The sequence below is a fragment of the Clostridium sp. 10cd* genome, from assembly GCF_044336395.1.
Taxonomy (GTDB): domain Bacteria; phylum Bacillota_I; class Bacilli_A; order Erysipelotrichales; family Erysipelotrichaceae; genus Clostridium_AQ; species Clostridium_AQ innocuum.
This window is the reverse complement of the sequence record NZ_CP172347.1, coordinates 3,150,025-3,174,790: the sequence shown is the minus strand read 5'-3', so window position 1 is coordinate 3,174,790 and position 24,766 is coordinate 3,150,025. Positions and strand designations below refer to the sequence as shown.

The 24,766-nt window shown below is 39.3% G+C and carries 43 protein-coding genes, 2 tRNA genes and 1 pseudogene; 44 read left to right on the top strand and 2 right to left on the bottom strand.

The genetic code is table 11. The features are described from left to right. Positions 1-32 precede the first annotated feature (32 nt). From ACG3M1_RS15825 to ACG3M1_RS15815, 3 genes are all read left to right on the top strand, one after another. Positions 33-109: transfer RNA gene (locus ACG3M1_RS15825), tRNA-Met, on the top strand. Between the two features lie 3 nt (positions 110-112). Continuing rightward, positions 113-188, top strand: a tRNA-Phe gene (locus ACG3M1_RS15820). Between the two features lie 182 nt (positions 189-370). Further along, the gene (locus ACG3M1_RS15815) at positions 371-1,477 is read left to right on the top strand and encodes a tyrosine-type recombinase/integrase (protein ID WP_008817711.1); all 1,107 of its coding nucleotides are present in this window, start codon (positions 371-373) and stop codon (positions 1,475-1,477) included. Between the two features lie 24 nt (positions 1,478-1,501). On the opposite strand, the gene ACG3M1_RS15810 is transcribed toward ACG3M1_RS15815, so the two are convergent. Beyond that, on the bottom strand, positions 1,502-2,140 hold the full coding sequence (locus tag ACG3M1_RS15810; protein WP_009270749.1) for a helix-turn-helix domain-containing protein: 639 nt from the start codon (positions 2,138-2,140) through the stop codon (positions 1,502-1,504). A 169-nt stretch (positions 2,141-2,309) separates the two neighbouring features. On the opposite strand from ACG3M1_RS15810, the gene ACG3M1_RS15805 reads away from it, so the two are divergent. From ACG3M1_RS15805 to ACG3M1_RS15795, 3 genes are all read left to right on the top strand, one after another. Next, complete coding sequence (locus tag ACG3M1_RS15805; protein WP_009270748.1) at positions 2,310-2,522, top strand: helix-turn-helix domain-containing protein; 213 nt, start codon at positions 2,310-2,312, stop codon at positions 2,520-2,522. Between the two features lie 137 nt (positions 2,523-2,659). Next, complete coding sequence (locus tag ACG3M1_RS15800; RefSeq protein WP_009270747.1) at positions 2,660-3,457, top strand: phage antirepressor; 798 nt, start codon at positions 2,660-2,662, stop codon at positions 3,455-3,457. An 18-nt stretch (positions 3,458-3,475) separates the two neighbouring features. Beyond that, on the top strand, positions 3,476-3,691 hold the full coding sequence (locus ACG3M1_RS15795; protein WP_009270746.1) for a DUF739 family protein: 216 nt from the start codon (positions 3,476-3,478) through the stop codon (positions 3,689-3,691). 1 nt (position 3,692) lies between these two features. Here the strand turns inward: ACG3M1_RS15795 and ACG3M1_RS15790 are convergent, their stop codons facing one another. Next, positions 3,693-4,316, bottom strand: coding sequence for an XRE family transcriptional regulator (locus ACG3M1_RS15790; RefSeq protein ID WP_009270745.1), 624 nt, complete (start codon positions 4,314-4,316; stop codon positions 3,693-3,695). Positions 4,317-4,437: 121 nt separating this feature from the next. On the opposite strand from ACG3M1_RS15790, the gene ACG3M1_RS15785 reads away from it, so the two are divergent. The 38 genes and pseudogenes from ACG3M1_RS15785 (at position 4,438) to ACG3M1_RS15600 (ending at position 24,766) form a co-directional block, all read left to right on the top strand. Further along, positions 4,438-4,686 (top strand): DUF739 family protein, encoded by a 249-nt coding sequence (locus tag ACG3M1_RS15785; protein ID WP_009270744.1) that lies wholly within the window; start codon positions 4,438-4,440, stop codon positions 4,684-4,686. Beyond that, positions 4,683-5,288 carry a BRO-N domain-containing protein gene (locus tag ACG3M1_RS15780; RefSeq protein ID WP_009270743.1) on the top strand — a complete coding sequence of 202 codons (606 nt, stop codon included), beginning with the start codon at positions 4,683-4,685 and terminating at the stop codon, positions 5,286-5,288. Before ACG3M1_RS15785 ends, ACG3M1_RS15780 begins: the two co-directional genes overlap by 4 nt. 15 nt (positions 5,289-5,303) lie before the next feature. Next, entirely contained in the window at positions 5,304-5,921 is a 618-nt protein-coding gene (locus ACG3M1_RS15775; RefSeq protein ID WP_008819728.1) for a phage antirepressor N-terminal domain-containing protein, read from the top strand. A 182-nt stretch (positions 5,922-6,103) separates the two neighbouring features. Continuing rightward, positions 6,104-6,807: pseudogene (locus ACG3M1_RS15770) on the top strand (phage antirepressor KilAC domain-containing protein). A 15-nt stretch (positions 6,808-6,822) separates the two neighbouring features. Then, positions 6,823-7,578, top strand: coding sequence for an ORF6C domain-containing protein (locus tag ACG3M1_RS15765; RefSeq protein WP_009270741.1), 756 nt, complete (start codon positions 6,823-6,825; stop codon positions 7,576-7,578). Positions 7,579-7,592: 14 nt separating this feature from the next. Further along, a complete protein-coding gene (locus ACG3M1_RS15760) occupies positions 7,593-7,790 on the top strand; it encodes a hypothetical protein (RefSeq protein ID WP_040014110.1) in 198 nt (65 codons plus the stop codon). A gap of 96 nt (positions 7,791-7,886) precedes the next feature. Continuing rightward, positions 7,887-8,012: a hypothetical protein gene (locus ACG3M1_RS15755; RefSeq protein WP_009270740.1), complete on the top strand. Its 126-nt coding sequence runs from the start codon at positions 7,887-7,889 to the stop codon at positions 8,010-8,012. Then, complete coding sequence (locus tag ACG3M1_RS15750; RefSeq protein ID WP_009270739.1) at positions 8,009-8,302, top strand: hypothetical protein; 294 nt, start codon at positions 8,009-8,011, stop codon at positions 8,300-8,302. Before ACG3M1_RS15755 ends, ACG3M1_RS15750 begins: the two co-directional genes overlap by 4 nt. Beyond that, a complete protein-coding gene (locus ACG3M1_RS15745; protein WP_008815997.1) occupies positions 8,295-8,618 on the top strand; it encodes a hypothetical protein in 324 nt (107 codons plus the stop codon). The genes ACG3M1_RS15750 and ACG3M1_RS15745 overlap by 8 nt, the downstream gene beginning before the upstream one ends. Beyond that, a complete protein-coding gene (locus ACG3M1_RS15740; protein ID WP_008815996.1) occupies positions 8,615-8,842 on the top strand; it encodes a hypothetical protein in 228 nt (75 codons plus the stop codon). Before ACG3M1_RS15745 ends, ACG3M1_RS15740 begins: the two co-directional genes overlap by 4 nt. Further along, positions 8,829-9,269 (top strand): hypothetical protein, encoded by a 441-nt coding sequence (locus ACG3M1_RS15735; RefSeq protein WP_009270738.1) that lies wholly within the window; start codon positions 8,829-8,831, stop codon positions 9,267-9,269. The genes ACG3M1_RS15740 and ACG3M1_RS15735 overlap by 14 nt, the downstream gene beginning before the upstream one ends. Beyond that, complete coding sequence (locus ACG3M1_RS15730) at positions 9,266-9,394, top strand: hypothetical protein (protein ID WP_009270737.1); 129 nt, start codon at positions 9,266-9,268, stop codon at positions 9,392-9,394. The genes ACG3M1_RS15735 and ACG3M1_RS15730 overlap by 4 nt, the downstream gene beginning before the upstream one ends. Before the next feature lie 49 nt (positions 9,395-9,443). Next, complete coding sequence (locus ACG3M1_RS15725; protein WP_008815993.1) at positions 9,444-9,839, top strand: helix-turn-helix transcriptional regulator; 396 nt, start codon at positions 9,444-9,446, stop codon at positions 9,837-9,839. Next, the gene (locus tag ACG3M1_RS15720; RefSeq protein ID WP_009270736.1) at positions 9,827-10,159 is read left to right on the top strand and encodes a hypothetical protein; all 333 of its coding nucleotides are present in this window, start codon (positions 9,827-9,829) and stop codon (positions 10,157-10,159) included. The genes ACG3M1_RS15725 and ACG3M1_RS15720 overlap by 13 nt, the downstream gene beginning before the upstream one ends. After that, positions 10,149-10,433 (top strand): hypothetical protein, encoded by a 285-nt coding sequence (locus tag ACG3M1_RS15715; RefSeq protein WP_008815991.1) that lies wholly within the window; start codon positions 10,149-10,151, stop codon positions 10,431-10,433. Before ACG3M1_RS15720 ends, ACG3M1_RS15715 begins: the two co-directional genes overlap by 11 nt. Positions 10,434-10,436: 3 nt before the next feature. Further along, the gene (locus ACG3M1_RS15710) at positions 10,437-10,790 is read left to right on the top strand and encodes a phage replisome organizer N-terminal domain-containing protein (protein WP_008815990.1); all 354 of its coding nucleotides are present in this window, start codon (positions 10,437-10,439) and stop codon (positions 10,788-10,790) included. 6 nt (positions 10,791-10,796) lie between these two features. Then, positions 10,797-11,678, top strand: a complete 882-nt coding sequence (locus ACG3M1_RS15705; protein ID WP_008815989.1) for a hypothetical protein — start codon at positions 10,797-10,799, stop codon at positions 11,676-11,678. 219 nt (positions 11,679-11,897) lie between these two features. After that, a complete protein-coding gene (locus tag ACG3M1_RS15700) occupies positions 11,898-13,082 on the top strand; it encodes a DnaB-like helicase C-terminal domain-containing protein (RefSeq protein ID WP_008815987.1) in 1,185 nt (394 codons plus the stop codon). Next, on the top strand, positions 13,079-13,237 hold the full coding sequence (locus tag ACG3M1_RS15695) for a hypothetical protein (protein WP_008815986.1): 159 nt from the start codon (positions 13,079-13,081) through the stop codon (positions 13,235-13,237). The genes ACG3M1_RS15700 and ACG3M1_RS15695 overlap by 4 nt, the downstream gene beginning before the upstream one ends. Next, positions 13,215-13,436: a hypothetical protein gene (locus ACG3M1_RS15690; protein WP_008815985.1), complete on the top strand. Its 222-nt coding sequence runs from the start codon at positions 13,215-13,217 to the stop codon at positions 13,434-13,436. Before ACG3M1_RS15695 ends, ACG3M1_RS15690 begins: the two co-directional genes overlap by 23 nt. A gap of 259 nt (positions 13,437-13,695) precedes the next feature. Further along, the gene (locus tag ACG3M1_RS15685; RefSeq protein ID WP_009270735.1) at positions 13,696-13,974 is read left to right on the top strand and encodes a hypothetical protein; all 279 of its coding nucleotides are present in this window, start codon (positions 13,696-13,698) and stop codon (positions 13,972-13,974) included. Between the two features lie 186 nt (positions 13,975-14,160). After that, complete coding sequence (locus ACG3M1_RS15680; RefSeq protein ID WP_008815981.1) at positions 14,161-14,313, top strand: hypothetical protein; 153 nt, start codon at positions 14,161-14,163, stop codon at positions 14,311-14,313. Continuing rightward, positions 14,313-14,759: a hypothetical protein gene (locus ACG3M1_RS15675; RefSeq protein WP_009270734.1), complete on the top strand. Its 447-nt coding sequence runs from the start codon at positions 14,313-14,315 to the stop codon at positions 14,757-14,759. The genes ACG3M1_RS15680 and ACG3M1_RS15675 overlap by 1 nt, the downstream gene beginning before the upstream one ends. 535 nt (positions 14,760-15,294) lie before the next feature. Further along, positions 15,295-15,588 (top strand): hypothetical protein, encoded by a 294-nt coding sequence (locus ACG3M1_RS15670; protein ID WP_009270733.1) that lies wholly within the window; start codon positions 15,295-15,297, stop codon positions 15,586-15,588. Between the two features lie 148 nt (positions 15,589-15,736). Further along, complete coding sequence (locus tag ACG3M1_RS15665; RefSeq protein ID WP_009270731.1) at positions 15,737-16,105, top strand: hypothetical protein; 369 nt, start codon at positions 15,737-15,739, stop codon at positions 16,103-16,105. Beyond that, positions 16,102-16,494, top strand: a complete 393-nt coding sequence (locus tag ACG3M1_RS15660; RefSeq protein ID WP_395814303.1) for a hypothetical protein — start codon at positions 16,102-16,104, stop codon at positions 16,492-16,494. Before ACG3M1_RS15665 ends, ACG3M1_RS15660 begins: the two co-directional genes overlap by 4 nt. 21 nt (positions 16,495-16,515) lie before the next feature. After that, the gene (locus ACG3M1_RS15655) at positions 16,516-16,761 is read left to right on the top strand and encodes a hypothetical protein (RefSeq protein ID WP_009270729.1); all 246 of its coding nucleotides are present in this window, start codon (positions 16,516-16,518) and stop codon (positions 16,759-16,761) included. Next, entirely contained in the window at positions 16,758-17,156 is a 399-nt protein-coding gene (locus ACG3M1_RS15650) for a terminase small subunit (RefSeq protein ID WP_009270728.1), read from the top strand. Before ACG3M1_RS15655 ends, ACG3M1_RS15650 begins: the two co-directional genes overlap by 4 nt. After that, a complete protein-coding gene (locus ACG3M1_RS15645; protein WP_009270727.1) occupies positions 17,140-18,426 on the top strand; it encodes a PBSX family phage terminase large subunit in 1,287 nt (428 codons plus the stop codon). Before ACG3M1_RS15650 ends, ACG3M1_RS15645 begins: the two co-directional genes overlap by 17 nt. Positions 18,427-18,451: 25 nt before the next feature. Then, positions 18,452-19,894 (top strand): phage portal protein, encoded by a 1,443-nt coding sequence (locus tag ACG3M1_RS15640; protein ID WP_009270726.1) that lies wholly within the window; start codon positions 18,452-18,454, stop codon positions 19,892-19,894. Beyond that, positions 19,881-21,143 (top strand): minor capsid protein, encoded by a 1,263-nt coding sequence (locus tag ACG3M1_RS15635; RefSeq protein WP_009270725.1) that lies wholly within the window; start codon positions 19,881-19,883, stop codon positions 21,141-21,143. Before ACG3M1_RS15640 ends, ACG3M1_RS15635 begins: the two co-directional genes overlap by 14 nt. Continuing rightward, the gene (locus ACG3M1_RS15630) at positions 21,133-21,333 is read left to right on the top strand and encodes a hypothetical protein (RefSeq protein WP_009270724.1); all 201 of its coding nucleotides are present in this window, start codon (positions 21,133-21,135) and stop codon (positions 21,331-21,333) included. The genes ACG3M1_RS15635 and ACG3M1_RS15630 overlap by 11 nt, the downstream gene beginning before the upstream one ends. 272 nt (positions 21,334-21,605) lie before the next feature. Beyond that, positions 21,606-22,169, top strand: coding sequence for a phage scaffolding protein (locus ACG3M1_RS15625; RefSeq protein WP_009270723.1), 564 nt, complete (start codon positions 21,606-21,608; stop codon positions 22,167-22,169). 15 nt (positions 22,170-22,184) lie between these two features. Next, positions 22,185-23,288, top strand: coding sequence for a major capsid protein (locus ACG3M1_RS15620; protein ID WP_009270722.1), 1,104 nt, complete (start codon positions 22,185-22,187; stop codon positions 23,286-23,288). 30 nt (positions 23,289-23,318) lie between these two features. Beyond that, a complete protein-coding gene (locus tag ACG3M1_RS15615) occupies positions 23,319-23,636 on the top strand; it encodes a hypothetical protein (RefSeq protein ID WP_009270721.1) in 318 nt (105 codons plus the stop codon). After that, the gene (locus tag ACG3M1_RS15610) at positions 23,633-23,950 is read left to right on the top strand and encodes a hypothetical protein (RefSeq protein WP_009270720.1); all 318 of its coding nucleotides are present in this window, start codon (positions 23,633-23,635) and stop codon (positions 23,948-23,950) included. Before ACG3M1_RS15615 ends, ACG3M1_RS15610 begins: the two co-directional genes overlap by 4 nt. Beyond that, positions 23,943-24,419, top strand: a complete 477-nt coding sequence (locus ACG3M1_RS15605) for an HK97 gp10 family phage protein (protein ID WP_009270719.1) — start codon at positions 23,943-23,945, stop codon at positions 24,417-24,419. Before ACG3M1_RS15610 ends, ACG3M1_RS15605 begins: the two co-directional genes overlap by 8 nt. After that, on the top strand, positions 24,419-24,766 hold the full coding sequence (locus tag ACG3M1_RS15600; protein ID WP_009270718.1) for a hypothetical protein: 348 nt from the start codon (positions 24,419-24,421) through the stop codon (positions 24,764-24,766). The genes ACG3M1_RS15605 and ACG3M1_RS15600 overlap by 1 nt, the downstream gene beginning before the upstream one ends.

Genomic DNA, 24,766 nt, shown 5'->3' with positions numbered 1-24,766 from the left:
TTCAACAAAAAAAAGAATAGCTCATTAAACATCGCGGGGTAGAGCAGCCTGGTAGCTCGTCGGGCTCATAACCCGGAGGTCGTTGGTTCAAATCCTTCCCCCGCAACCAAATGGTCCCGTAGCTCAGTCGGTAGAGCAATGGACTGAAAATCCATGTGTCGTTGGTTCGATTCCGACCGGGACCACCATTTAAGAAAACAAGCCTTTAGATAAAGAAAACCCTTTATTTAAAGGCTTTTTTTATGTTTTGCTGCATTGCTTGTTATGACGAAAAACACCAAAATGACGAAAACATGACGAAAAAATCTACTTTTTTATATTCTGATTAGGTGCTATACTGATATTAGAGATAGGAAAGAGGGTGTGTTTCATGGCTGTTGAAAAGAGAAACGGTAAGTGGTATATACGTGGTAAAGTGAAATTGGAGGATGGGAGCTTCAAAGACTATCATCGTGTGGCAAGAGGCTGCAAGCTAAAAAAAGAAGCTATGAAAATTGAGGATAGCTTCCTAGCTAAGTACAATGAGGATCTGGAACAGATGCGGGCTTCCAATATCACATTCAAAGAGCTTACTGAAATGTATTTACGGGAAAAGCAAGGAAGTACGAAATCAAGCACGCTTGCCACTGATAAATACATGTTTGACCAGATGAATGAGCTATATGATAAGAGAATCAACCTGATCAGAAGCAAAACGATAAAAGATTTCATCGAAAGCTACAACACTCCAGAATACAAACTGTCGTATGTTAACAAGATGAGAACGTATCTGAATAAGCTTTTCAGCTTTGCTGTTAAACAGAATCTTATTGAGCGTAACCCTGTTTCTTCTATCCCCAATTTTAAGCGCCCTGACGAGTTGAAAGAAGAAATGCAGTTCTACACTCCTGACGAGTGGAAACGCTTTGTACAGGCATTTCCTAAGGACGACATCATGTATTATACGATCTGCTGCACTCTGTATTATATGGGGATGCGTCGTGGTGAAGTGCTCGCCCTGAATAGAAAAGACGATGTGGATATCGTGAAGGGGACGATACGCGTCAATAAGACTGTTTCTCAGTACGTGAGTGGTCAGAGGTATGTAGTAACACCTCCTAAAACCAAAAACTCTTACAGGGTCATAAAAATGCCGGAGGAGGAGCTTCAGATTATGAAGAAATATCTTGAATGGTATGATTCATGCCCTGGAGCGTCTGCGGATGGCTTTCTGTTTGGTATGGATCAGCCGATTATTCCGAAGCTGCTTAATAAAAGATTTCACAGAGTGGCTGATGCTGCAGGGCTGCCGCAGATTCGTATTCATGACCTTAGACACTCCCATGCCACGCTTTTGATTAACCACGGGGCAAATATCAAGGCCATTGCAGATCGCCTCGGAAACACAGTAGAAGAGGTGCTGAAAACCTATTCTCACCTGTTCAATGAAACAGAAGATGCTATGATTCAAATCATCAATAATGTATTCAAAAAATAGGACAGCTCTTTGTAGGGCTGTCTTTTATTGTTGTGAATCATTTTGATATTCAGGAAAACCAATAATTGCTCCATCAACTATTTTCCAAGGGCCTAAATCCCACGATATTCTTATTATTGGTGATTCATCCACAAGATTAAAGTTTTTTATAATGGTTTTTGTGTAATCAGATATAAAAATATCATAAATTTGAAAAGGAAGTTTATTAATTAATGTAAATAAATAATCAATGTCATAGATAGATTGTTTCTTCTCACTTATCGATTTATTGTATAGTGGCTGAATATGTGCATAATATATGAAACTACCATCAAAAGAAGCTTCTTTATGCATTCCTAAACTTAATTTTATCAAACGATTGTCATATTTAGAGGTCACTCTGAAATAAATAAGGGCATCAGAACGTCGTGCATTGTCCTCTGAAAGATCGGGATCATTTTCTATTTTTTCTATTTGTATTTCATAAGGAGTGTGCCTTATGAATTGATCAGGAGTTATTTCTAGGTATGTGCATAAAGAATTTAATGTATCAAATTGAATTCCTTTTGCATTATTTAAAGCAAGTGAAGTTAGAGTAGTACGTGATATTCCTGTGGCTTTTGACACTTGCGATATCTTTAGATTCCTTTCAGCTAAAAGTACTGATAAATTACATGCGATCATCTTAAACCTACCACCTTTCTATTCATATTGTACAATATATTGAACAATATAGCAACTTTTTTTATTTTATTTTGTTGACATGATATAAAATAGTGCTATAATGTCAATGTGTCTAATGGCGCAAAACGTTCAGATGTTTGGACAGTTTGTAAAGACAGGGGGTGGTTGAATGATTGATAACACACTGGCAATCAGGATGGCAGAGCGTTTGGAAAACATCACTACTGTATGTAAGAATACAGGAATATCAAGAACAACGCTTACCAGCATATACCACAAACGATGTAAGAGTATCTCAAATGATACACTTGAAACTTTGTGTGATTACTTTGATTGTGATATTGGTGATTTATTAGTAATCAAAAAGAAAAGCACTCACTGATCCGGCAAGATTAGTAATGAGTGCACACAAACACAACCTGCAAGAGGTTATATATATAATACCACAGAAACTTGGTTTTATACAACCTCTCGTAAGGATATCGTATCTAAAAATATCTAAAACAGGAGGTTTTTATAATGAAAAAGAACGCATTACAAGTATTATCAGAGCAGGAATTACTGGGAAAGAAATTTAAAATCTATGGTACATATGAAGAACCGTTGTTTCTGGCAAAGGATGTTGCTGAATGGATTGGGCACTCACAAGTATCTAAAATGCTTGACGCTGTCGATGATGAAGAAAAGCTGATGGGAACATTATTCCTATCAGGTCAGAAAAGAAATCTATGGATGCTAAAAGAGAATGGCGTTTATGAGGTCATTATGCAAAGCAGGAAACCTATAGCTAAGACTGTAAAGAAACAGTTTAAAGCAATCCTACATTCTGTGCGTGTACACGGCGGTTATCTTGCAGGGCAGGAAACTATGACAACTGAGCAAATCATGGCACAAAGTCTTTTAGCAGCACAATCAATCATTGATGAAAAGAATAAGCTTATTGCTGAATTAGAGCCTAAAGGTGCGTATTATGACAAAATTCTGAGATGTAAAGGCCTTATCAATACTACGGTCATTGCGAAGGATTACGGCATGAGCGCAAAGTCTTTCAATAAAATGCTGCATGAGTATGGAATTCAGTATAAACAAGGCCGGCAGTGGCTTCTATATGCTAAATACCAAAACAAGGGATATACTGGCTCTCAGACAACAGATATTGAAAACGAAGGTGATTCTTTTGCAGTCATTGATACGAAGTGGACACAGAAAGGGAGAGCATTCCTGTACTGTTTCCTGAAGAAACAAGGTATCGTTCCTACAATGGAACGCCTGGATCTGTTTCCAGGCATAGAGCCTAGTCAGCAGGCAGCTGCATAGCGGTGAGGGTACAGAGGTATGATGTTCAATTACAATTTGCTTAACAACCGCATCGCCCAGGTATGCGGATCACAGCAAGAGTTCGCAAGAAGATTAGGAATTAGTTTTGAAGAACTGCAGGAAAAACTTGTTAGTGGTGCAGGCTTGTATACGGATGATATGAAAAAAGGAATTGACATTTTATCAATTCCAATGAATGAAGCAGAGAGATATTTTTTCAATAAAGGGGTATGATTTAAGCCCTTTTTTTATATCTTCCGGCAAAAAATTTAATTGAATCAAGTAACTGCTCTTTAAATTCGCTTATATCCTTTTCTGACATTTCATTTAAATCATATTGCCCAAATTGTTGAACTATATTATTTCTAATAAGCGTATCTATGATTTCAGAAATATCCTCGCCTATATAATTAGGGTCGCCCATTCTTTTTGTTCGCTCTATCAAATCTGAAACGTTTATATGAAAATAGTCTTTTAATGTATATACATCAGCCATTATGGGGGATGTCTGACCATGAATCCACCTATAAATTTTAGCTGAATCTAAATTAGTTTTTTCAGCTAATTCGGTAATTGATATATTATCGCGATCCATGTAATATTGCAAATTCAACGCGAAGGTAGTAATAATCTCGCTTTCGCTTTCCCTTGATATTTCCCATCCCATCAGTTTTGCGGGGGTGGTGTCAAGATATTTTGCAAGTAGCTCTATTTTATCAGAAGGTATGTTAGAAATTTTTCCACTTTCATATCTCTGTATAGTTTGCTTGCTAGTTCCAACTTTTTCAGCTAACTCTTCGAGAGTCATATTCTTTTTTTTCCTAAGACTTTTTATGTTCGTGCTGAGTAAGGTTTTCATTTTTTCTGACCTCCTAGCTAAAGTATAACATAAATCACTCAATATGCAACATAAAAATCTTGACATGTCACTTGATAGGTGATAACATGAAGTCACCCAATCGGTGACAGGAGGTGAAGAGATGATTGATACAGCGAGATTGAAAGGGAGAATTGCTGAAAAAGGTCTTTCACAGCGCAAGGTAGCAAAATGTATTGGTATTACTGAGAAAACATTTTATGCAAAAATGAAGGCTGGAGTATTTGGTAGTGATGAAATCGAAAAAATGATAGACATATTAGAAATTAGAGATCCTGCCAGTATTTTTTTTGTTGGTTCGGTCACTGGATGGGTGACTTTGGAGCGATTAGAAAGTGAGGTGAGAATATGAGAATTGAAGAATGGAATGGCTATAAGATTAGATTCGTTGAGAAAGATGGCGAGTGGTGGGCGGTACTCAAAGACGTTTGCGATGCATTGGAACTGAAAACTTGGAAAGTAAAACAAAGACTTGAAAAGGACCTACTTTTAAAGTATACCCTTGAAACTAATGGTGGTGTTCAAGAAATGCTTATCATAAATGAATTTGGAATTTATGATACGGTGTTTCAATCCCGGAAGAAAGAGGCGGTTGAATTTAGGTATTGGGTCTATGAAGCAATAAAGTCAATGCGCTTTGCGATTGGTCTTGAAGGCTTCCAAGTATTTAGAATGCTTGATAAAGAACACCAAAAAGAAGCTATGGCGAAGCTTAATTGTAATCTGAGAAATCCTGTGAGAGTTGACTTCATAAAGGCGAACACAATAGCAAACAAAGCGGTATCTAATAAGCATGGTTATTCTAAAATGCTTAAGAAGGGCACTATGTCTCCTCAAATGCTTGTTGATCGTGAACCCATTCTAGAGGATACTGTTGAACTCATATCTGTCAATGAAAAATTTGGATTAGGAATTTCAGTAAGTAAAGCGGTTTATCAAAAGTACAGCTCATAGAAAGGAGGCCCAGAAATGGCAGAACTAGAAATTAAAAAAGTGGACTTCTATGATTCAGAACTAATAGGAGTTCAAGAAGCGGCTACAGGTAAAGTGTTTACCGCAATCAACAACGTTTTAAAAGGTATCGGATTTGATGACAGGCAAATCGAGCATCAAAGAAACAAATGGAAGGAAGACGAAGCGGTATCCAAAGGGGTACAAAAATTTTCGTACCCCTCAGAAGGTGGCACGCAAGAAGCATATTGTATCGACATTATGAAACTTCCTCTTGCATTGGCTAAAATCAACATCACACCAAAAATCAAGAAAGAGAACCCGCGATTAGCAGAAATGCTTGAATTGTACCAAGACAAATGCGCTGAGGTATTGGCTAAGTCTTTCTTTAGAAAGCAAACAGATTTTATTAAATCTTACTCAACTAAAGCCACATCGGTTGGAGAATTAGCAAATCTGATGAAAGAGTGGGGGAGAGCGTTGCGTGATGCAAACGGAGATCCTGAAAAGATTGTAGAATTGTATGAAAAACTTAATCGTCAATTAGGCATGGATATTCCATCTGATTTACTGGGCAAGAAGAAAAAGAAGAACCAGCAATTAGCATATGCACTAATCCCTATGGACTTTGAGTAGGTTGGGGTAACGAATTGTTCCCGCACAGATTTAGCAAGAACAGATAAAACAAAGAGTTGATTGAATAAGGACCACCTTTCAAAGGTGCCCCTTGATACTGCTGGCGGATAGAAAATTTTGCATAACGTGTGACGATGAGATTTTAACAAAAGAAGAGAAATGCGAAGCATAGGAGGTATTGAATGGAAGAACTAATCAAAGTACAACACGACAACGACCGTATAACGGTACTGGCAAGAGATTTACATGGATTCTTGGAGATTGAAAGTAATTTCACAACATGGTTCAGGCGTATGTGCGAATATGGATTTGAGGAAGCAAAAGACTTTGTTCCATTTTTGGAAGAAAGTACAGGAGGTCGAACGGCTACTGATTATCAGATTACTATTGAAATGGCGAAAGAAATCGCTATGATTCAGCGTAACGAAAAAGGCAAACAGGCAAGACAGTATTTCATTCAACTGGAAAATGATCGGAACAGCCCGCAGAAAGTTATGGCAAGGGCTCTACAGATGTCACAAAGAGAATTACAGATATTGAGAACAGAAAACGAGGAAATGAAACCTCTGGCATTGTTCGCAAGTGCTGTAAAAACGAGTGACGATAGTATTCTGATTGGACAATTAGCTAAGCTTATAAAGCAGAATGGTCGTGATATGGGACAGAATAGATTATTCGCTTGGATGAGAGAGGAAGGATATCTTTGCTCAAAAGGTGAGAATTACAACATGCCAACACAGAAGTCTATGGATTTAGGCCTCATGGAAATTAAAGAGCGGACAGTCAACAATCCGGATGGCAGTTGAGAATCACTAAAACAACAAAGATTACCGGAAAAGGACAGATTTACTTTGTCAATAAATTATGCGGTGGATTCAATACATAGAAAGGAGGACTATAAATGGCAGAACAAAGTATTTTAACATTCGACGGTGTTCACTGCTATCTTGAAGCAGATGGAACAGCATATTTGAAATTAGAGGATGTAGCGAGGGGGCTTGGATTTGTAGATAAATCTAAAAGCGCCACGAATGGCGCTCAACTTGAAAAAGTTAGATGGTCAAGAGTAAGAAAGTATTTACAGGAATTAAATGCACCTACATGTGGGGACACCGACTACATTCCAGAACAGGTGTTCTATATGCTAGCTATGAAGGCAAACAATGAAGCTGCAAAGGAATTTCAAAGAAAGATTGCTTATGAAATTATTCCGGAGATCAGAAAAACAGGTTGTTATTCAAATACAGAAAACGGCATCATTCCTATGGGAAATTTGTCTACTGAAATGCAAGCACTTCTTATGCATGATAGGAAACTTGTTGAGCAGGATAAACGGATTGCTGTATTGGAAGATAATACATTGATAAGCACTCGACAGCGCCGCAAAATCAGAAATGCTATTCACAGTGCCGTTGCATCTGCATGTGGCGGAATAAAGACTGCCGCATATAAAGAAAACAGCAAAAGAGTGTATAAAGCTGTATACAACTTCTTATACGATCACTACGACATTTCAGAATATGCTGATATTCCTAAGGTCAAATATAATGAAGCTTTATCGCTGATTGAAAATTGGTATCCAAGCTACGACCTGCAGCTGAGCATTGATATATCCAATAACTGCAAACAGCAGAAAATGGATCTGGATGAAGATTAGTTTCTGGTGTCATTGTGGAAAAACTCTTTTACAGCAATAAGGATATCAGAGAGCTTTATGAGATCAGCGAAGCACAGGCCTATCGTCATATGCGACGAATGAAGGAAATCTATGAGATTGATGAGAACCGGTTGCCCCGAAGAGGTGTGCTGCCAGTCGCAATCGTAAAAGACTACTTCCATCAGGGCAAAAAGAAAAAGGATGCTCAGTGACGGCAATCACCAAACATCCGGAGGAGGTTCCTCCATAGCTTATCACAGCTATATTATACCAAGGGACCTCCTGGATATTCAAGGAGGAAATGGAAAATGAATATAAAAATGCGTATTTTGGCCGATATCATATGCATTTCAGCATGTGTATACTGTATCGCCTATTATACAAAGTGTCTGATTAGACATGAGAATCCACTTCTCGAGGAGGTGGAAGAATGAGTCAATTTAATAAAGGGCTGCCTAGTCAACAATCATGCGTTGACATTGAAATGGCCGTATTAGAATCAATGCTTTATGAAATCTGGGAGTGTGCAAAAGCAGGCTACGAAGCTGCTAAAGCATTTATGAAATCGTATTTGCGTATTGAGTATGTAAACATGGAGCTCTCCTTTAATGATGGGAAGGCGATAGCATATGAGAGATACAGCGAAATCAAATCTGCAATGCAGAATGTTATAAGACGATGCATACATGAGAAATCATTGCATCAGGAGGTACTACATGACTAGAAATGAGGTGCTTGATAAGCTGCTTTCCAAGTACGGTAAGTATGGTTATACTCGTTTGAAAATTAGTGGGCTTATCAAAGATGGCGAGAAACACGGATTCTCTTACACAATGATTTACAACGGTTTAAGAATGGCGTTTTCCAATGTAACTGGTGAACATGAATATTTCAGCCTGCAGGACATGATGGAAATCACCGGGGAAACACAGGATGAACTAATCGCGAGAATTGAGGATTCAAGAGAAGAATTACGAAAAAATGGAGAAGACCCGGATGATTATTTTGTTCAGGTGACTCCTAAGGAGCTGCGATCATGAAGAAAATTGAAATACTTGACTTAGAGGATGAAATCATTACTTTGAAAATGTCCATATCGCTTTTAATGGTAGTGAAGGATGGCATCAAAGGCTATTTATACAATAACGAGGAAACTATTGACGAAGCCCTTTATTCAGTTTTGAATATCCAGCGCGATGCGCTTGATCGTCTAAGAAACAAATATCAAGAGTTGATTATGGAGGTGCCCAATGCAAAATATTGATGATGTCATTATTGAACTTCCAGAATACAATGAGAAAATCAAGCAGCAGTTCAAAGCGACGAGTGAATTTATTAGAAATCTACCTTTAACACGAGAGCAGAATGACGAACTTGTATATCGCCTTGCTGACGATGTTAGAGCAGCAAGAGAGGATGGTTTTGCTTGTGCTATCTGTAAACTGATTGAATCAGAAGCATCTACAAACTTATCTGACGATGCAAAGGTAGAGAACCTCAACAATGGCTTACGCAAATATGCAGCTAAAGTTAAGGCTCATGTCTTACCCGAAAACGATTGCACGCTGGATGAAGCACTGGAGATTTTAGATGGTGCTATGGATCCAATGGATATATTTGACCTTGCCTTTTACTTGGGTTATGGAAAAGCTATGGGGATTCCGGAAACAGAAGGGAGTTATCAGGCATGACGAATGAGCAGATAAACGCATTGAATGAAAGTATCGCAAAAGCAAGGACTACAAGCCAGCTACCAGAGAAGACCGTATCAAGTGGATCAACAGAACGATGCTTGAATTATCTGATGGCGATTTGAAAGAATTGTATGACATATCATTACAGATGCAGATGAAAGGATGGAAGGTATGACAATCAAGCAGAGAAGAAAAGAGTTCGGTATCTCTAGAAAATCAATGGCTAAATTATTGGGTATCACTAGGAAGCAGTACAAAGCGTTGGAAGAAAATACTGGTGAATTTGAAATCGCTACTATCACACAAATCTGTCTGATTTTTAATATTGAAAATGTTTTAGATATTGAGCGAAAGAACACATATCCGATTTTAAAAAGAAAACGACTCATTCAGGGGCTTTCCCTGCGCGATACAGCGCATAAAGTGGGAGTGAATGTATTTACCTATTGGATGGTAGAACGCTACTGTAGAAGGCTGGATGATGCGACACTAGAAAGAATTGCAGAATTGTTAGCACCGGAAGCAGAGTTTTCAGCATTTAAGGAGGCATTCTTATGTATAGAGTAAGTGAAAGCATAGCTAAAGTCGGCTCAGAGTTCCTATTGGATATCATGAGCTGCGAAACACCAATCTATTTTCTGTATTATAACGGGAGCATGTGGCTTCCTTTGGAATGTGTCGTATTGGCGATTACTAACGAACAAATGATGGTACGGTATGAAACACGTCCAGGATGGCCCGAAACAGACTCACAGCAAGGCGTTAAGATGCACTGGATAGAAATATCCGATTATAACGTAAACTGGTTCACAAACGGTGAGGAAGCGGAATTTGAATCAGATGAAAGAAACGACATCATCAGGGAGGGAAAGAGAAATGAAGCTTAATTTAGACTACAGCAATAACACTGTGCGTATCGGCGTGGAATTATTTGACGATGGTACAAAATACGAACAGGGATACAGCATTAAAGCAGGCAAGGATATTCATATCGACTTTGCTACAGACTTCATGGCTGACTTATACGGCCGTGAGGATATGTATGCGAAAACGGTAGAGATAGCTACGAAGATGGAAGAGAACATAAACACTCTGGTTCACCATCTGGCAGAAATGCAAGCAGAAGAAAAGCATATCAAATACGCGCTTTCACAGGAGTAATAGATGGCAGAAACAAAACGATACTACTGGATAAAATTAAAGGAAGACTTCTTTCAGGATGATGCTATTTCATGGATAGAAGAGCAAAAAGATGGAAAAGAATGCTGCCTGTTTTATCTCAAATTATGTCTAAAATCATTACGAAATCAAGGGGTGCTTGTCCGTTATATTGGTGACTCACTAATACCGTATGATGAGAAGAAATTAGCAGAAATTACAAGCACTCGGTTGCATATTGTAAAAAAATCTATCAAATTGTTGTCAGAAGCTGGTCTAATCACTGTCATGGATACAAGAGAAATTCAAATCAAAGAGTTTAAAAATCTAGTCGATAGAAAACTCCTTTTGAAAAGGTGATGCATTATGGAAAACGGATCCTATGTATACCTGTTCCGTAAATTTGGACGATGTGAATGGTATACAGATGTGTCGGCAAAAGTATTGTTCATCCACTGCCTTATAAAGGCGAATTGGAGGGATAAAGAGAGTCATGGCACACTGATAAAACGTGGCACATTTTTAACATCGATTCGCAGATTGTCACATGAAACAGGACTCACGGATAAACAGGTAAGAGGTGGGTTATCACGCTTGGAAAAGGCAGAAGCTATCATCTATAAACCGGCAAAAATGAACAGCATTATCGTCGTATTGAACTATGATAAATACCAAAATTGCGACGAAAAACAGGGCACACAAAAAGGCACACCTCAAAATGAAAATAGGGCACAGCAAGAGGCACACCTCAAATGTGATAAAAATCCCTTGTTTATCAATAAAATGAATGCATCTGAATGTATGAAGGGCACACAGGAGGACACACCTGAATCAATGCTGAGGGCACACAAAAGGGCAACAACGAATAATATAAAAGAATATAATACTTTAAATACTTATGCGCAAATTGCGCAAAGTATGTCTGATTGTGATACTCAAAATAGTGGTGTGATATTGGAAAATGCATTCGATAGAGAACATGCATTCAATGAATTTTGGAAAGCATATCCTAAAAAAAGAGACAAGAAAAAGTCTCATATAAAATTCCTCAGTGTTTGTAAAAACGAACAGGTCTATCAGTCCATCATGGATGGTTTAGAAAGACAGGTCACATCAGCTGACTGGTTAAAAAATAATGGTCAGTATATCCCTTATCCTACTACATGGTTGAATGGAGAACGATGGAATGATGAAGTTGATGAATTTATTACATCTTCATCAAGAGAAATAAAGGCGGGTGATTGGTAATGACGAAAGAAGAGATGACACAGGTCATAAATACGATTCTGAATATTTATCCTAATTTCATGTATGGTAGAAACCTTAAAGAAGTCTGTAAGGCTTGGTACAGTATTATGCATGATCAGGACTACAAGAAAGTCATGAAGAAATTAAATGCGTGGATTGCGGAGAATGAGAAACCCCCGCTTCCATGCAATCTAATAACGGTTGATTGGAGAAAATCTTATGAACACCAGCTCAATGATTGAAGCGCAAGCAACAGCAATCGGTATGCTTTCTGTCTACAATGAGTTATTTGCAGTTTCTATCTTAGAACCGGAACATTTTGTAGGACCATATCAAAACATTTTCAAGGCTATGCTTGATTACTACAAGAAAAACGGCTTCATAACGATTGAAGCATTGCTCGATTATCCAGGATTTGATATCGACCTTTATGCAAGGTGCTCAGACATCCCTTATTCAGGAGATATAAAAAATTTCAAGCGTATACAGCGTGTTGTGATTGATAAATTCAAGGAGCGTAAAATAGTTGAGATATCAGATAAACTGAAAGAACACAGTATCAGCTTGGACGAATACAACGCAGTATATCAGAAAGTATGCACATTAGATACTGCAGAGTCTTACAAACTGGATTCAGAGAAGCTTTTAGAATCATGCAGAGATGATAAGAAAAGCATCTACTTCAAGAAATATCAGCAGTTGGGCTCTTTATTGAGGCTGAAAGAAAATGATTTTATGGTTATCGCAGGTGCGACTGGTTCAGGTAAATCTGGATTCGCATTGAACCTGTTGAATGATCTGTCATGGAGATATGATTGCCTGTATTTCAATCTGGAAATGGTCCCGCAAGAGCTTCATCAGAGGCTGATATCCATTAACTGCGGACTTGACCAAAACTACATAGCATCATACAAAAGAATGTCAGAGATAGAGGTAAATGATGTGAATAGAGCTGTCAATTCAATAGCACAGCGTTCTATCGAGGTTGTTGACAAGAGCCAGTCTATAGATTCTATCCGGTCGATGGTCGCCAGTCATGATGGGAAAAGGCATATCATTGTAATTATTGATCACATTGGGCTTATTGGTTCTCGAGCAAGAAACTCATATGAACGTATGACAGAAATTGCAAAGGAGCTACGCAAGATCAGCTTAGATTATAACTGTACGATCATAGGATTATGTCAGCTGAACCGTGATGCCACTAAAACATCAGGAAAACCAAAACTGTCAATGCTGCGGGATAGTGGAGAAATCGAACAGAGCGCGAGCAAGATTCTGTTCGTATGGCAGGATGATGACGGTTATTCTCTAGTGTTGGAAAAGAACCGAAGTGGGCCAACAGGCTATATCCCTATCACCTACAATAAGAATAATCAGGTCATTAGTGAGGTAAGACCATGAATCAATGGGAAGTGTATGAGGTGTTAAAGAAGCCCTCTACGGCTGAAATAAGTAAACTGGAGGAAACACCTTCAGAAGTTATAAAAGAAGCTCTTATAGAGTTTCTAGTTGTATCACAACGAGGGAATCTGAATGAAGAAGTGTGTAAATTGTAAATACTTCGAAACTCACGGTGAGCATAAAGGCCGCATGATGTATTATTGCGACCATATGAGTGCACGCAAATATACAGAAAATGATTTTATATGTTATGGGCATCCGGATATACCCATCATTTCACAGGCACCACACTGGTGTCCGTTTAATCGAAAGAAGGCGAAGAATGAAAAAGAAAATGAGCGAGCAGGAGCGTAAAGCTCTACAAGCGAAGTTAAGGGATTTAGAAGAATTATACGCTGCAGGCTATCAGCGAGAAACCAGAGTGGTGAGCTGAGAGCGTACAAAAAGACACCTTACAAAGAAATCAATTTCTGGTTCAGCTATGGTTATGGTCCAGGGTATGCTATCACGATTCGACATGACATGCTCGATATGCTGAATTGGAATGATCAGGAACCGGCATACATCAAGAAAGAGATAGAATCTATCAGGAAGCAGTTGGTGGACAGTCTGAATGAATGATTATCAGAAAGCATATGGCGAATTATGGAGCGTACTGAAATATGAGCCAGCATGTGAAATAGAAAAAAATTGCAAAGAGAATATCAAGCGCTTGGAGACACTGGAACCATTAGTTGAACGTGCATCAGGAATCAAACCTGCTAAGCACGCAGCAGGTCATACATACTGCCCGAAATGTAAGACAGTCATTGCCAATAAGTGTAACGTGAATAGTTTGAATTTCTGTCATAAGTGTGGGCAATCGTTAGACTGGAGTGATGATGGTGATTAAATATCGTATTTATGCGGAGGACGATAACGAAAATCAAATATCAAAAAGCTATGTAGTCAGAAATCCGAATAGCTTTCTGACTAGGCTGTTGGTGCTGTATATAAAAATATGCTGCCTTGACCATTATGGATGTGGTGGTGCTGTTTATGTCGAACCTGTATGGAGCGATGAACAGGAGGGAAATGAATGAGGTATACGACATTGTCCAAAAAGTATAAAGTGGAAATCGACAAAGTAAGGGTGAATGGTTATGATGCTTATGTTCTGCATGAAGCCAATCTCCTATTGTTATTCTACACAGCAGAGGAGCTGCAGCAGTATCTGGAAGAGGTGTATTGATGAAATCGAAGAAAGAGAAGCGGAAAGATAAAGAAATCTGCAAGGACTTTTATAACAAATGCCGGAACTATCATAGAAACTTGTCTAAGATAGAAGCGAATCGGTTGAAGTATGATGAGATAATGAATGACATGTATGGAGTAAGCTCAGTCGTGATGAAGGATGTCATCATGGAGAATGCCGGTGACCCAAGTCATGTATGGGATCACTATCTGGTTGAAAAGAAGGATGAGCTTTTATTGGAGAGAGCTGCATTACTGTACGACACAGTGATTGTTAACAAAGTGCTGAATAATATTGCTGACGGTGAGGTGGTCGACATGATTACAGAGTGTTACATTGATAGAAACAAAAAGCATGATGATATAGCGTATAATCATAATCGAAGTAAGCCTACTATGTATTCAGATATGAATAGAGCAGTCCTAAGCCAGTTGAAAAAATAAAAGTCTTTACTGAGTAAAGGGTTTTCCGTGATATTATGATAGCATGGAAAGAACAGGAAGATACTTCTTGTTCAAAAAAACGGCCTGCGATGTAAGTGTACGCACGCATCGCTAAACAACCTTTCCTAAAGGTGATTGTTCGTACAAATAATCGCCAGTGGCATATGCGTGGGTAGGTACGGCTTAACGGCGGTATGTCACAATTAAAAAAATATCAAAACAGGGAAGGACCTCATACTAATGAGAATACCTGTTAGATATATTGGTTGCCCTGGTGGCGGAATAACCAAAAGAAAAAGCGGTAAGGAATCCTAAGCGGACTTACCAGCGTAAAGCGTCTGAAAAGGGCGCTTTAAAATTAAAACGTAGTTATCGCACCTCTTAACAATGTGGCACAGATAACTCTATAGAGGCTAAGGATGCATAGACGTATGCTATTAACCGAACGCCTGTTAAACAAAGCACGTAGAACTGCCCGTTATAAGGGATACAGGAGAAAACGTGCTTTTTATTTTACCAGAAAGGAATGATATACATGAAAGCAAGAAAGAAACCGGTTGTAGTGGATGTATTACAGTGGACAGGCAAAAATCATAGAGAAATGTTTGATTTCTTGACAGGTTATCAAAAACAAAATGAATTTATGACCGCTTACGGAGATACATTTTATATCAATCACGATAAAGTAAAGGGTGGGCTAATCATTAGAACTCTGGAAGGTGAGCATATCGCTGAAATCGGTGATTACATCATTAAGGGTGTTCATGGGGAGTTTTATCCATGCAAGCCGGATATCTTCAAAAAAAACATACGAGGTACTAGAGGATGATTACAGTATGTAAAGACTGCCCTAAACGCCATCCAGGATGCCACGGAGCGTGCGAATGGTACAAGGCAGAACGTAAGGCACTAGACAAGGAAAACACGCGCAGACGCAACGAGAGTGCTGCTATATGCAGCAGCAGGAGGGATAAAAAATGGAGTTAAGACAAGAAATAAGGCATTTAAGAGATGTGAAATGGAATAATGAGCGAGAAATATATAGATTGACAAATAAGCTAAGAGAGGCTGAACACCTCTTGGAAAAGGAGCGCAGAGCACATATGAATATAGGTGCAGCAATCAAATCACTGGAGGAGGCACACAAGATTCAGGAATGCAGTTTAAAAGGTGGCTATGACGATTATAACCAGGGCCTATATAATGGTTTGGAGCTGGCATTGTCAATCATGTGTGATAAAGAGCCTGTATATGCACAGCCATGTCGCATAGAGATACCTTTAACCATATCTGACAAAGAAATTGCAAAGATGATAAACAACTTCATAAAGGAAAATCTGAAATGAAGGTAAATGTGTTAGGTACAGTATACAAAATCAAATATATTCCTTCCCTTGATGGCAGAGGCGGAGAAACAGATTTCTATACCACAGAAATTCGCATCAGCGAACAAGAAGACGTTCCGGCGGAATATAAAACAGATAATCTGAAAGAAATGCAGAGGCATGTATTGAGACACGAACTGATACACGCCTTTTTGTTTGAATCTGGTATGGACCAGAGCAGCGCTGCACACGAGGCATGGGCCGTTAATGAAGAAATGATAGACTGGATGGCAATACAGATGCCTAAGATAATGGCAGCTTATGATAGTATCGTAAAACAAAGATTAAAGTATGCAGATGCTGATATAGTTGCACAGGGGGCAGGGTATTTGATTAAGCCAGCGACATAAAAAAGAAAGGAGAGTGATCTAATGAGCAATAATATAAATACCTTAATAAACAAGTTGCAGAAGGCATTAAAAGCCAAAGGCAAAGTGTATTGTATCAATAGGTCACAATTCTATTCTGATAAATACGATTGCATATGCACAAAGTATACAGTATTTACAACATACATGGATGCAGATGGAGAAAAGCAGAAAGATAGCTATTACTTTGATAAAGCGTTAGACGTGGTACAATTCCTTGCTGATTTATTAAGGGATGATAGCTCGTGAAAATAAGTGAGAAACAAAAGGCATTTGTGCTGTATCTGTGTAAGGATAACCTTTCACAAACTGATGCGTACATAAAAGCGGGATATAGCCCTAAAGGAGCAAGAGCTGGTGCTGCTCGTCTGTTAACAAACGTTAGCGTCCAAGAATATATGAAAAAGGTCATGAAAAAGGTCGAAGATAAGAAAATCGCTGACATTAAAGAAGTCATGGAGTTTTATACTGCGGTCATGCGTGGAGTTGAAAAGGACCAGTTTGGATTGGACGCAGCGCTGAAAGAAAGGTTAGATGCTGGAAAAGAGCTAATGAAACGGCTGGAGAAGGTTGCGGGCGATAACGACATGGACATAAATATCACTTTCACACCAGCAAGTGCAGAAAATGACAAAGCAGATTAACGTTGCGTTAAACGACCACTTCATCAACTTTGTAAACGACTGGGAAAGCAAATTTTATTTTCTGGTCGGCGGATACGGTTCGTCGAAAAGTTATCACGTGGGAGTTAAACTTCTCAGCAAACTTCTGGCAGAAAAACGCAAGGCTTTAGTTGTACGAGAAGTGTTTGAAACTATCCGTGAATCTTGCTATGATTTATTGCAAGAAATAGCAGAGAACATGGGCGTTGATCATTTGATGAGCTTTACTGCTTCGCCAATGCAAGTAAAATTCAAAAACGGGAGCAAAATCATTTTCAAGGGAATGGATAAACCAGCTAAGCTGAAGTCTCTGAACGGTGTTTCGATTGTCTGGATAGAAGAATGCTCAGAAGTTAAATATGAAGGCTTCAAGGAGATTACAGGACGTCTGAGACATCCTTCTTTGAGTAACCACATCATCCTATCGACAAACCCAGTTAGCAAGGCAAACTGGTGCTATAAGTATTTCTTTGAGGATAAAAAAGAACACTTCTTCTATTTGAGTGACAAAGAACTTTATGAGAAGCGGATTATCCGTAAGGGAAAGATATACTATCACCATAGTACGGTTGATGATAATTACTTTGTTCCGGATGATTACATCGAGCAGTTGGACGACTTAAAAAGCCATGATCCAGATTTATACAGGATAGCACGCAGGGGGATGTTCGGAACCAACGGAAAGAGAGTATTTCCACAATTTGAAACAAAACCACATGAAGAAGTAATGGATCTCATACAACAGATACACGACCCCATGTTCAAAAATGGTATGGACTTTGGCTTCGTTACCTCGTACAACGCATTATTACGACTGGCAATAGACCATGAAAACAAGATTTTGTATATTTACTGGGAGTATTATTCAAGGGATAAAACAGACCCTGAAATATTCGAGGATATAAAAGAGTTTGCCGAATCTGGGGAGCTCATTAAATCAGATAACGCAGAGCCTAAGGCAATCAAGTATTATAAGCAAAAGGGAATCCGTATGAAGAAATGCAAAAAATTCAGCGGTTCACGATACGTATACACTAAAAAGGTAAAACGATTTAAAAAAATCATATGCTCAGATGAATGCCACAACACAGTTGATGAACTGCAGGAGCTTACCTTTAAAGTAGATAAAGATGGTGAGATTATCGAAGATGAGTTCAATATTGACCCTCACACATTATCAGCCATTTGGTATGCGTTGGATGATTATGAGGTATCAGATTTAAAAAAGCATGTAGGTATGAGGTCGCTATAGACCTTTTTATTTTGGAGGTGATACGTTGGGAATCGTTAGAAAAATCCGGAAGGGAGTGAAAGCAGCAAGAATGGCAATGAAAGACAAAGAACGTTACGAGGATCACTTAAAAGAGTTGGTGTCTGAATTTCTCAACAGTAAAAGACGTGAGTGGATGTATATCGGCGACCGTTATTATGCAGTAGATAACGATATAAAAAAACGTAAAATGGAGCGTGTTGTTGACGGCAAGACAGTGCCAGAAAAAAACAAAGCCAACAATAAGCTCGCACATGCATCCTACAAAAACATGGTGGACGAAAAAGTAGCATACATATTTGCGAAGGAATATACGCTCGATTGTAAGGATAAGGTCTATCTAAAAAGTGTGCAGGATGTACTCGGCAAGCGATTTAAACATTTCTTGATGCGTTCTGGATACGCTGCCAGTAATCATGGCATAGCGTGGTGGCATCCATACGTTGATGAGCAAGGCAAATTTAAAATTATGCTTGTCCCTGCCAGTAAGTGCTTACCAGAGTGGACAGACAATAATCATGAAGAACTAAAGGCTATGCATTATATCTATGATACAGTCTACTATGACGGCGGCGTAAAGAAATACAGAACTCACGTGGAAACGTGGACAGCTGATGGATATGTGTGCAGAGTGAGAGAAGGCGAAGACTATATTCTGGATATGGCAAAGAACGTTGATGATGCAGGTAACACCGTGGTTCACTTTAAAAACGGAAAAGAGTGGTGTAGTTGGGGGAAAGTGCCCTGGATACCGGTGAAAAATAACGATATTGAATTACCGGATATCAAATTCGTTAAGTCGCTTATTGATAACTATGATAAATCACGGAGCGAAGCTGCAAACTACGTGGAAGAAACAAAAAATCTTATCTTTATCCTTAAGGGATATAAAGGTGATAATCTTGAAAAATTCTTAAGCGATATCAACGAAAAGCGTGCTCTCGTGCTTGATGCAGACGACGAGGACGATAATTCAGGCGTAACGACACTTACGCCCACTATGGATATAACGGCGCTCAGAGAGCATTATGAGCAGCTTAAAAGAGATATCATTGATTCAGGGCAGGGAGTAATCAAGGATTTGGATAAATTTGGCAACGCCCCATCCGGTGTGGCTCTCAAATTTATGTATTCTGGACTGAATTTGAAAGCTGATGCAATGGTGATGCATGTGACATTTGCCTTTGAAGACTTACTGTATTTCATAGATTCCTTCCTGGATGCGAAGCACACAGAAGAAATAAGCATCACGTTTAATCTTGATATGAAGATAAACGAAACCGAGAAGATTAACAATCTTAACGCTTCCAGTGCTAATATTTCCCAAAATACATATTTAACCAACCATCCATATGTTGATGATGTGGAAAAAGAAAAAGAACTGATGGAAAGTGAAGGACATTCGTTTCAGGATAGAGTGCCTTTAGGCGCAGAAGATGGCGAAGAGTAAACTATATCAGAATAGTGAATATTGGGAAAACCGGATAGCTAAGGAAACGTGGAGGACTTACAATAATGTAGAAGAGCAAAATCGCGATTTGCTGAGAATGTATGAAAAGACTTCATCCAGCATCAAACGAGAGCTATATGCGTTGGCTGAAGAAGCCGAAAAGACTGGGGAGCTTACACGAACACAGCAATACCGATTTAACAAGCTGCTTGGCCAGCAAGGGGCTATATTTCAGGAAATAGAAAAACTTGGTACATCCATCGAAAAGTCGCAGACCTCACGCATGAAGACTGCAGGAAGGGCAGTTTATAAAAATGTCATGGAATCGCTAGGGATTGATAATTTTTCCTTTCCCAACAAAAAAGAAATGGAGCAAATGCTACGATCACCTTGGCACGGTTCGTTTTTCAGTGAAAGACTGTGGAATGACATGGGTGTTCTGGAACGTAATATGAATGGTGTTATCAACAATTTCATAGCGACTGGGAAGACAGTTACAGAAACAGCTGTTCAGTTGTCAAACGTCATGCAGAAATCTTTTAATGTAGCGCATCGCCTCGTACGCACTGAAACGATAAATTACATGAACCGAAGTGCATTGCGCGGTTACAAAGATGCAGGTGTCAAAAAGGTGCAGTGGTGGGCTGCTGAGGATGAACGCACTTGTAAGATATGCGGTGCGAACCATGAGAAAGAATACGATATCGATAAAGCGCCAATTCTTCCGTGCCACACAGGATGCAGATGTACATGGCTTCCAGTGTTGGATGATGAAACACCAAAATTGACGGAAGCTGAGAATGCTGCAATCGTCAAATATGTAAGCCCGGATGCTTATGTGCTGAACGATAAGTTGAGAAATGGGTATGATCTATCAGAGAGTGATAAAAAGTGGATCAATAGCCTTGATAAAGCCTTATACAAAATACCTGCTATACAAGGAGTAGTAAACCGGTCACTTAACTTTCTGCACGATGAAGACAGAAAAAAATTTATAGAAATGCATGAGGTAGGAAACAAAGTTAAATACAAAGAATATGTTTCATCTTCAATGAATGAGGTATATAATGAAGATGGAGAAGTACAGATAACGATTTACTCAAAAAACGGGAGAGATATAAGAAGTGTCAATCCTGAGGAAAATGAAATTTTGTTTATGCGAGATACGGAATTTGAATCTGTCAACATAGAAAAGTTAAACGGAAAAACATATATTGATCTTGTGGAGGTTGATAAAAATGAGCAATAAAAACATTGATGAGTACAATAGAATGAAGCTATACGAACCCTTGATGCCTAAAGTTATAGGGAAAGTTGAACTTACCGATGAAGACAAGCGGCTTGCTAAAATCATGAGGAAAGATAGGCATGATAAATTGCTTGTGGCTGGAAAAATCACACAAGAGCAATACGATGAGTTGGAAAAAGATAGGGAATAGATGCCAACATGCTTATGCAGAAATGATACAGGATGAATACTGTGATAACAGATTGAAGTGCAGGACGCAGAAGATACAGCGGACCTGCATTTTTTGTGGAAAGACTGAAAGAGAGGTGACCTATATGAAGGACCCGCCACAGCGGAAACTGCCGTATTTTTGCAATCATCTGAAATGACACGGAGAGCCGTGTTTTTATTTTATCGACTGCCGGGTATAGGCAGACCTACAAACCGCACGCGAGCGGTATATAAATGCTATGGAGGTTATATATGGAATGGATAAAAAAAATCATTGAAAAGCACATAGGAGAAGATGGAAAACTGAATCTCACTGAAGCAATCAAAGAAATCAACAAACAGGCGCCGGACAATGTTGTGTCCAAAGATGAGTACAACACTGTTGTCGATGCTAAGGAACAGCTCACCAAGGACGTTAAAGCTCGTGACAAACAGCTGGAGGATTTGAAAAAAGCCGGTTCTGTCGAAGACCTAAAAAATCAGTTGGAGGCTGCTCAGGAAGCGAACAAAAAGGCAAAGAAGGAATATGATGCCGAAATCGCTAATATGAAGTTTGATGCAGCAATCGAAAAAGCATTGGAGGAGGCAATTCATCCGGACTTGATGTCAGGAAAAATTGACCGAACAAAGCTGAAAATCAAAGAAGACGGCTCTGTTGAAGGATTGGAAGACCAGGTTAAAAGCCTGAAAGAAACATACAAAGATATGTTTAAGACAAAAACCGGGAAGACACCGCCAGAAGGTGATGATCCAGATAAAAAGCCAGAGGATATGTCTTACGAAGATTTTGTTAATCAGCTGGAAAACGGCGAATAGAAAGGAAGATGATATATGACTACACAATTTGATGCTAAGATTTTCAATGAAGAGGCATTCGGAAAATACATGAATGCCATTCCTGATGTAAAGCGTAACAAACTACTGGAATCAGGAGCAATTACAAAGGACCAGCGCCTGCTGGATCTGTTTGGCAATCAGACCAATACCGCATACGGTATCATTCCATTTTATGGCAATCTGGAGGGTGACCCAGATAACTATGACGGTAAAACTGATGTAACAACTTCAACTACAACCACATTTGAACAGGGTGTATTTACATTTGGCCGCATGCACGGATGGACGGAAAAGGATTTCTCTTACGAGATTACCGGTGGTGTCGATTTCATGGCAAACGTTCGTACCAAAATCATGAAATTCTGGAATGACAAAGACCAGGATAGTATCCTAGCTATTCTGAAAGGCGTTTACTCTATGACCGGAGCAAAAAACACAGAGTTTATCACAGCGCACACAAACGATATTTCAGAAAAATCCGACGAAGCTGCGAAAGTTGGTCCAACATCGCTGAATGACACAATGCAGAGGGCTTGTGGTGACAACAAGGATATCTTTAAGCTTGTTATCATGCACAGCTCTGTTTCTACGAATCTGGAAAATCTCAAGCTGATTGCATACCTTAAATATACGGACGCAAGCGGTGTTGAGCGTGACCTCGGAATGGGGACATGGAATGGGAAATTAGTTATTATTGATGATTCCATGCCTAGCGAAACCGTCCCTGCAAAGGAGGCACAGGGAAATGAGGGAGAGGAAGGATATGTACCCGCTACAGAGGAATATACAAAGTATACAACTTACGTGCTGGGTGACAAAGCGATCTCCTTCCAGCCGTTAAGCGTAAAACATCCATATGAAATGGTACGCGAGGCGAAGGTCAATGGTGGAGAAGACACGCTGATTAGCCGTAAACGTACAGCCGTGGCGGTAAACGGAATTTCTTACCTTAAGAAACAGCAGGCATCTTTATCCCCTACCAATGAGGAAATGGCCGACGGTAAAAACTGGTCTTTAGTAAATGACAGCTCTGCCGGAGGAAGCAAGTATATCAGCCACAAAGCTATCCCAATCGCACGTATTATTTCAAGAGGGTAACCATTCCCTCTTTTCCAAAGGAGGGGAATCATGGATCAGAAAGAGCTGAAACAAAAGGTTGCAACAAAATTGAGTTTTAAACCGCATATCAAAAACATTGATCAGCCATATGTTGATGATACAGTAAATGATGCCATTAATGACGCTTTAGATTATATAAATTATCGTGAAGGCGACATCGATGAAAAGATAGTTACGCCAGTCTCTGATTTATGTGTTTATAGGCTCATTCTTACTGGAAATGAAGGTCTATCGAGCAGTTCAAAAGCCGGAACAAGCGAAACATACAGCGGAGACATACCAAAATCTATCCGCCGAGCATTGAGAAAGTACAGGAGTCTACCATGAGCATATTTACAGATATGTTACCAGCGACTCTGCTTGTCAATAAAACAAAAAAAGGAAAATCTGGCGCAAAAACGGATGATTATGTGCCGATTGGGGGTATCATGGTGGCTGTTTACAAAAACAGCAGCTACAAAAATATAAACACGGTCAAATACCAGGACAGTACGCACAACGGCATCACGATGTCTAAGGATTTTGATGTGGGCAAAGAATACCGCATTGACATAGACACGCAGCATTATGAGGTACAGGATTTTGACACTTCTGGAAGACAGACTACGCTCATACTGAAAAGGATTGACCTTTATGGATGATGATAACAGGGAATTTTGCCAGTCTGTTGACAACGTCACCTTGCAGATGCTTAAAGAGATGGAGCATAATGTTGAACGTGGCTGTCTTATTATTGAACGTGCAGCTAAAATAAACTGTGCTGATATAGTGGATTACGGTCATTTGAGAGCTTCAATAACTCATGATGTTTCAGTGACTGCGAAAGACATCACAGGGCGTATCTACAGTAATTTGGATTATGCGCCATATATCGAAAAAGGAACCGGCGTTCATGCAAAAGATGGAGATGGTAGAAAGACACCGTGGTATGTTCCTGTAGATGAATACGCCGGAACGAAACGGCCGACGTTTGAAGGGAAGGTGGTCATTGTGTATGGGAAAAAGGGAAAGAAGTTTTATAAGACTGATGGCATGAAGCCACGGTCTTTTTTAGAACCTGCAAGGGACGAAAACAAGGCTAAAGTGCTGAAAGTGCTGGGAGGTAAGTGATGATCGAATATGCAATCAGAGAGTATCTGGAACACATCACAGGCATGGATGTATCTCCGGCGTTTACTTACGGTCCTTTCCCTGCTATGACTTACAAGATATCGCCTTATAACGAGGGGGCTGTGAAGGAGTGTCAGTTGGAAGTAAGGGTGATCAGTGGGAACATGGAAGAGTGTTTGGAAATTCGTGATAAGGTCATTCAGGCATTGAATACAGATGAACAGCAACCATCTATCGTTATGGGAGACTATGCTGTAAGAGCACAGGTTTCCGGCGGTGGATGGTTGTTCAATTCAGAAACAAACATGTGGGAATATCCCACTCTTTTCAATTTACTATGGAGGTAA

Excerpts from the sequence above, each read along its gene's own strand:
- ACG3M1_RS15815 (WP_008817711.1), top strand. The coding sequence starts at position 371 with ATGGCTGTTGAAAAGAGAAACGGTAAGTGGTATATACGTGGTAAAGTG.
- ACG3M1_RS15810 (WP_009270749.1), bottom strand. The coding sequence starts at position 2,140 with ATGATCGCATGTAATTTATCAGTACTTTTAGCTGAAAGGAATCTAAAG.
- ACG3M1_RS15805 (WP_009270748.1), top strand. The coding sequence starts at position 2,310 with ATGATTGATAACACACTGGCAATCAGGATGGCAGAGCGTTTGGAAAAC.
- ACG3M1_RS15800 (WP_009270747.1), top strand. The coding sequence starts at position 2,660 with ATGAAAAAGAACGCATTACAAGTATTATCAGAGCAGGAATTACTGGGA.
- ACG3M1_RS15795 (WP_009270746.1), top strand. The coding sequence starts at position 3,476 with ATGATGTTCAATTACAATTTGCTTAACAACCGCATCGCCCAGGTATGC.
- ACG3M1_RS15790 (WP_009270745.1), bottom strand. The coding sequence starts at position 4,316 with ATGAAAACCTTACTCAGCACGAACATAAAAAGTCTTAGGAAAAAAAAG.
- ACG3M1_RS15785 (WP_009270744.1), top strand. The coding sequence starts at position 4,438 with ATGATTGATACAGCGAGATTGAAAGGGAGAATTGCTGAAAAAGGTCTT.
- ACG3M1_RS15780 (WP_009270743.1), top strand. The coding sequence starts at position 4,683 with ATGAGAATTGAAGAATGGAATGGCTATAAGATTAGATTCGTTGAGAAA.
- ACG3M1_RS15775 (WP_008819728.1), top strand. The coding sequence starts at position 5,304 with ATGGCAGAACTAGAAATTAAAAAAGTGGACTTCTATGATTCAGAACTA.
- ACG3M1_RS15765 (WP_009270741.1), top strand. The coding sequence starts at position 6,823 with ATGGCAGAACAAAGTATTTTAACATTCGACGGTGTTCACTGCTATCTT.
- ACG3M1_RS15755 (WP_009270740.1), top strand. The coding sequence starts at position 7,887 with ATGAATATAAAAATGCGTATTTTGGCCGATATCATATGCATTTCAGCA.
- ACG3M1_RS15750 (WP_009270739.1), top strand. The coding sequence starts at position 8,009 with ATGAGTCAATTTAATAAAGGGCTGCCTAGTCAACAATCATGCGTTGAC.
- ACG3M1_RS15745 (WP_008815997.1), top strand. The coding sequence starts at position 8,295 with ATGACTAGAAATGAGGTGCTTGATAAGCTGCTTTCCAAGTACGGTAAG.
- ACG3M1_RS15740 (WP_008815996.1), top strand. The coding sequence starts at position 8,615 with ATGAAGAAAATTGAAATACTTGACTTAGAGGATGAAATCATTACTTTG.
- ACG3M1_RS15735 (WP_009270738.1), top strand. The coding sequence starts at position 8,829 with ATGCAAAATATTGATGATGTCATTATTGAACTTCCAGAATACAATGAG.
- ACG3M1_RS15730 (WP_009270737.1), top strand. The coding sequence starts at position 9,266 with ATGACGAATGAGCAGATAAACGCATTGAATGAAAGTATCGCAAAAGCA.
- ACG3M1_RS15725 (WP_008815993.1), top strand. The coding sequence starts at position 9,444 with ATGACAATCAAGCAGAGAAGAAAAGAGTTCGGTATCTCTAGAAAATCA.
- ACG3M1_RS15720 (WP_009270736.1), top strand. The coding sequence starts at position 9,827 with ATGTATAGAGTAAGTGAAAGCATAGCTAAAGTCGGCTCAGAGTTCCTA.
- ACG3M1_RS15715 (WP_008815991.1), top strand. The coding sequence starts at position 10,149 with ATGAAGCTTAATTTAGACTACAGCAATAACACTGTGCGTATCGGCGTG.
- ACG3M1_RS15710 (WP_008815990.1), top strand. The coding sequence starts at position 10,437 with ATGGCAGAAACAAAACGATACTACTGGATAAAATTAAAGGAAGACTTC.
- ACG3M1_RS15705 (WP_008815989.1), top strand. The coding sequence starts at position 10,797 with ATGGAAAACGGATCCTATGTATACCTGTTCCGTAAATTTGGACGATGT.
- ACG3M1_RS15700 (WP_008815987.1), top strand. The coding sequence starts at position 11,898 with ATGAACACCAGCTCAATGATTGAAGCGCAAGCAACAGCAATCGGTATG.
- ACG3M1_RS15695 (WP_008815986.1), top strand. The coding sequence starts at position 13,079 with ATGAATCAATGGGAAGTGTATGAGGTGTTAAAGAAGCCCTCTACGGCT.
- ACG3M1_RS15690 (WP_008815985.1), top strand. The coding sequence starts at position 13,215 with ATGAAGAAGTGTGTAAATTGTAAATACTTCGAAACTCACGGTGAGCAT.
- ACG3M1_RS15685 (WP_009270735.1), top strand. The coding sequence starts at position 13,696 with ATGAATGATTATCAGAAAGCATATGGCGAATTATGGAGCGTACTGAAA.
- ACG3M1_RS15680 (WP_008815981.1), top strand. The coding sequence starts at position 14,161 with ATGAGGTATACGACATTGTCCAAAAAGTATAAAGTGGAAATCGACAAA.
- ACG3M1_RS15675 (WP_009270734.1), top strand. The coding sequence starts at position 14,313 with ATGAAATCGAAGAAAGAGAAGCGGAAAGATAAAGAAATCTGCAAGGAC.
- ACG3M1_RS15670 (WP_009270733.1), top strand. The coding sequence starts at position 15,295 with ATGAAAGCAAGAAAGAAACCGGTTGTAGTGGATGTATTACAGTGGACA.
- ACG3M1_RS15665 (WP_009270731.1), top strand. The coding sequence starts at position 15,737 with ATGGAGTTAAGACAAGAAATAAGGCATTTAAGAGATGTGAAATGGAAT.
- ACG3M1_RS15660 (WP_395814303.1), top strand. The coding sequence starts at position 16,102 with ATGAAGGTAAATGTGTTAGGTACAGTATACAAAATCAAATATATTCCT.
- ACG3M1_RS15655 (WP_009270729.1), top strand. The coding sequence starts at position 16,516 with ATGAGCAATAATATAAATACCTTAATAAACAAGTTGCAGAAGGCATTA.
- ACG3M1_RS15645 (WP_009270727.1), top strand. The coding sequence starts at position 17,140 with ATGACAAAGCAGATTAACGTTGCGTTAAACGACCACTTCATCAACTTT.
- ACG3M1_RS15635 (WP_009270725.1), top strand. The coding sequence starts at position 19,881 with ATGGCGAAGAGTAAACTATATCAGAATAGTGAATATTGGGAAAACCGG.
- ACG3M1_RS15630 (WP_009270724.1), top strand. The coding sequence starts at position 21,133 with ATGAGCAATAAAAACATTGATGAGTACAATAGAATGAAGCTATACGAA.
- ACG3M1_RS15625 (WP_009270723.1), top strand. The coding sequence starts at position 21,606 with ATGGAATGGATAAAAAAAATCATTGAAAAGCACATAGGAGAAGATGGA.
- ACG3M1_RS15620 (WP_009270722.1), top strand. The coding sequence starts at position 22,185 with ATGACTACACAATTTGATGCTAAGATTTTCAATGAAGAGGCATTCGGA.
- ACG3M1_RS15615 (WP_009270721.1), top strand. The coding sequence starts at position 23,319 with ATGGATCAGAAAGAGCTGAAACAAAAGGTTGCAACAAAATTGAGTTTT.
- ACG3M1_RS15610 (WP_009270720.1), top strand. The coding sequence starts at position 23,633 with ATGAGCATATTTACAGATATGTTACCAGCGACTCTGCTTGTCAATAAA.
- ACG3M1_RS15605 (WP_009270719.1), top strand. The coding sequence starts at position 23,943 with ATGGATGATGATAACAGGGAATTTTGCCAGTCTGTTGACAACGTCACC.
- ACG3M1_RS15600 (WP_009270718.1), top strand. The coding sequence starts at position 24,419 with ATGATCGAATATGCAATCAGAGAGTATCTGGAACACATCACAGGCATG.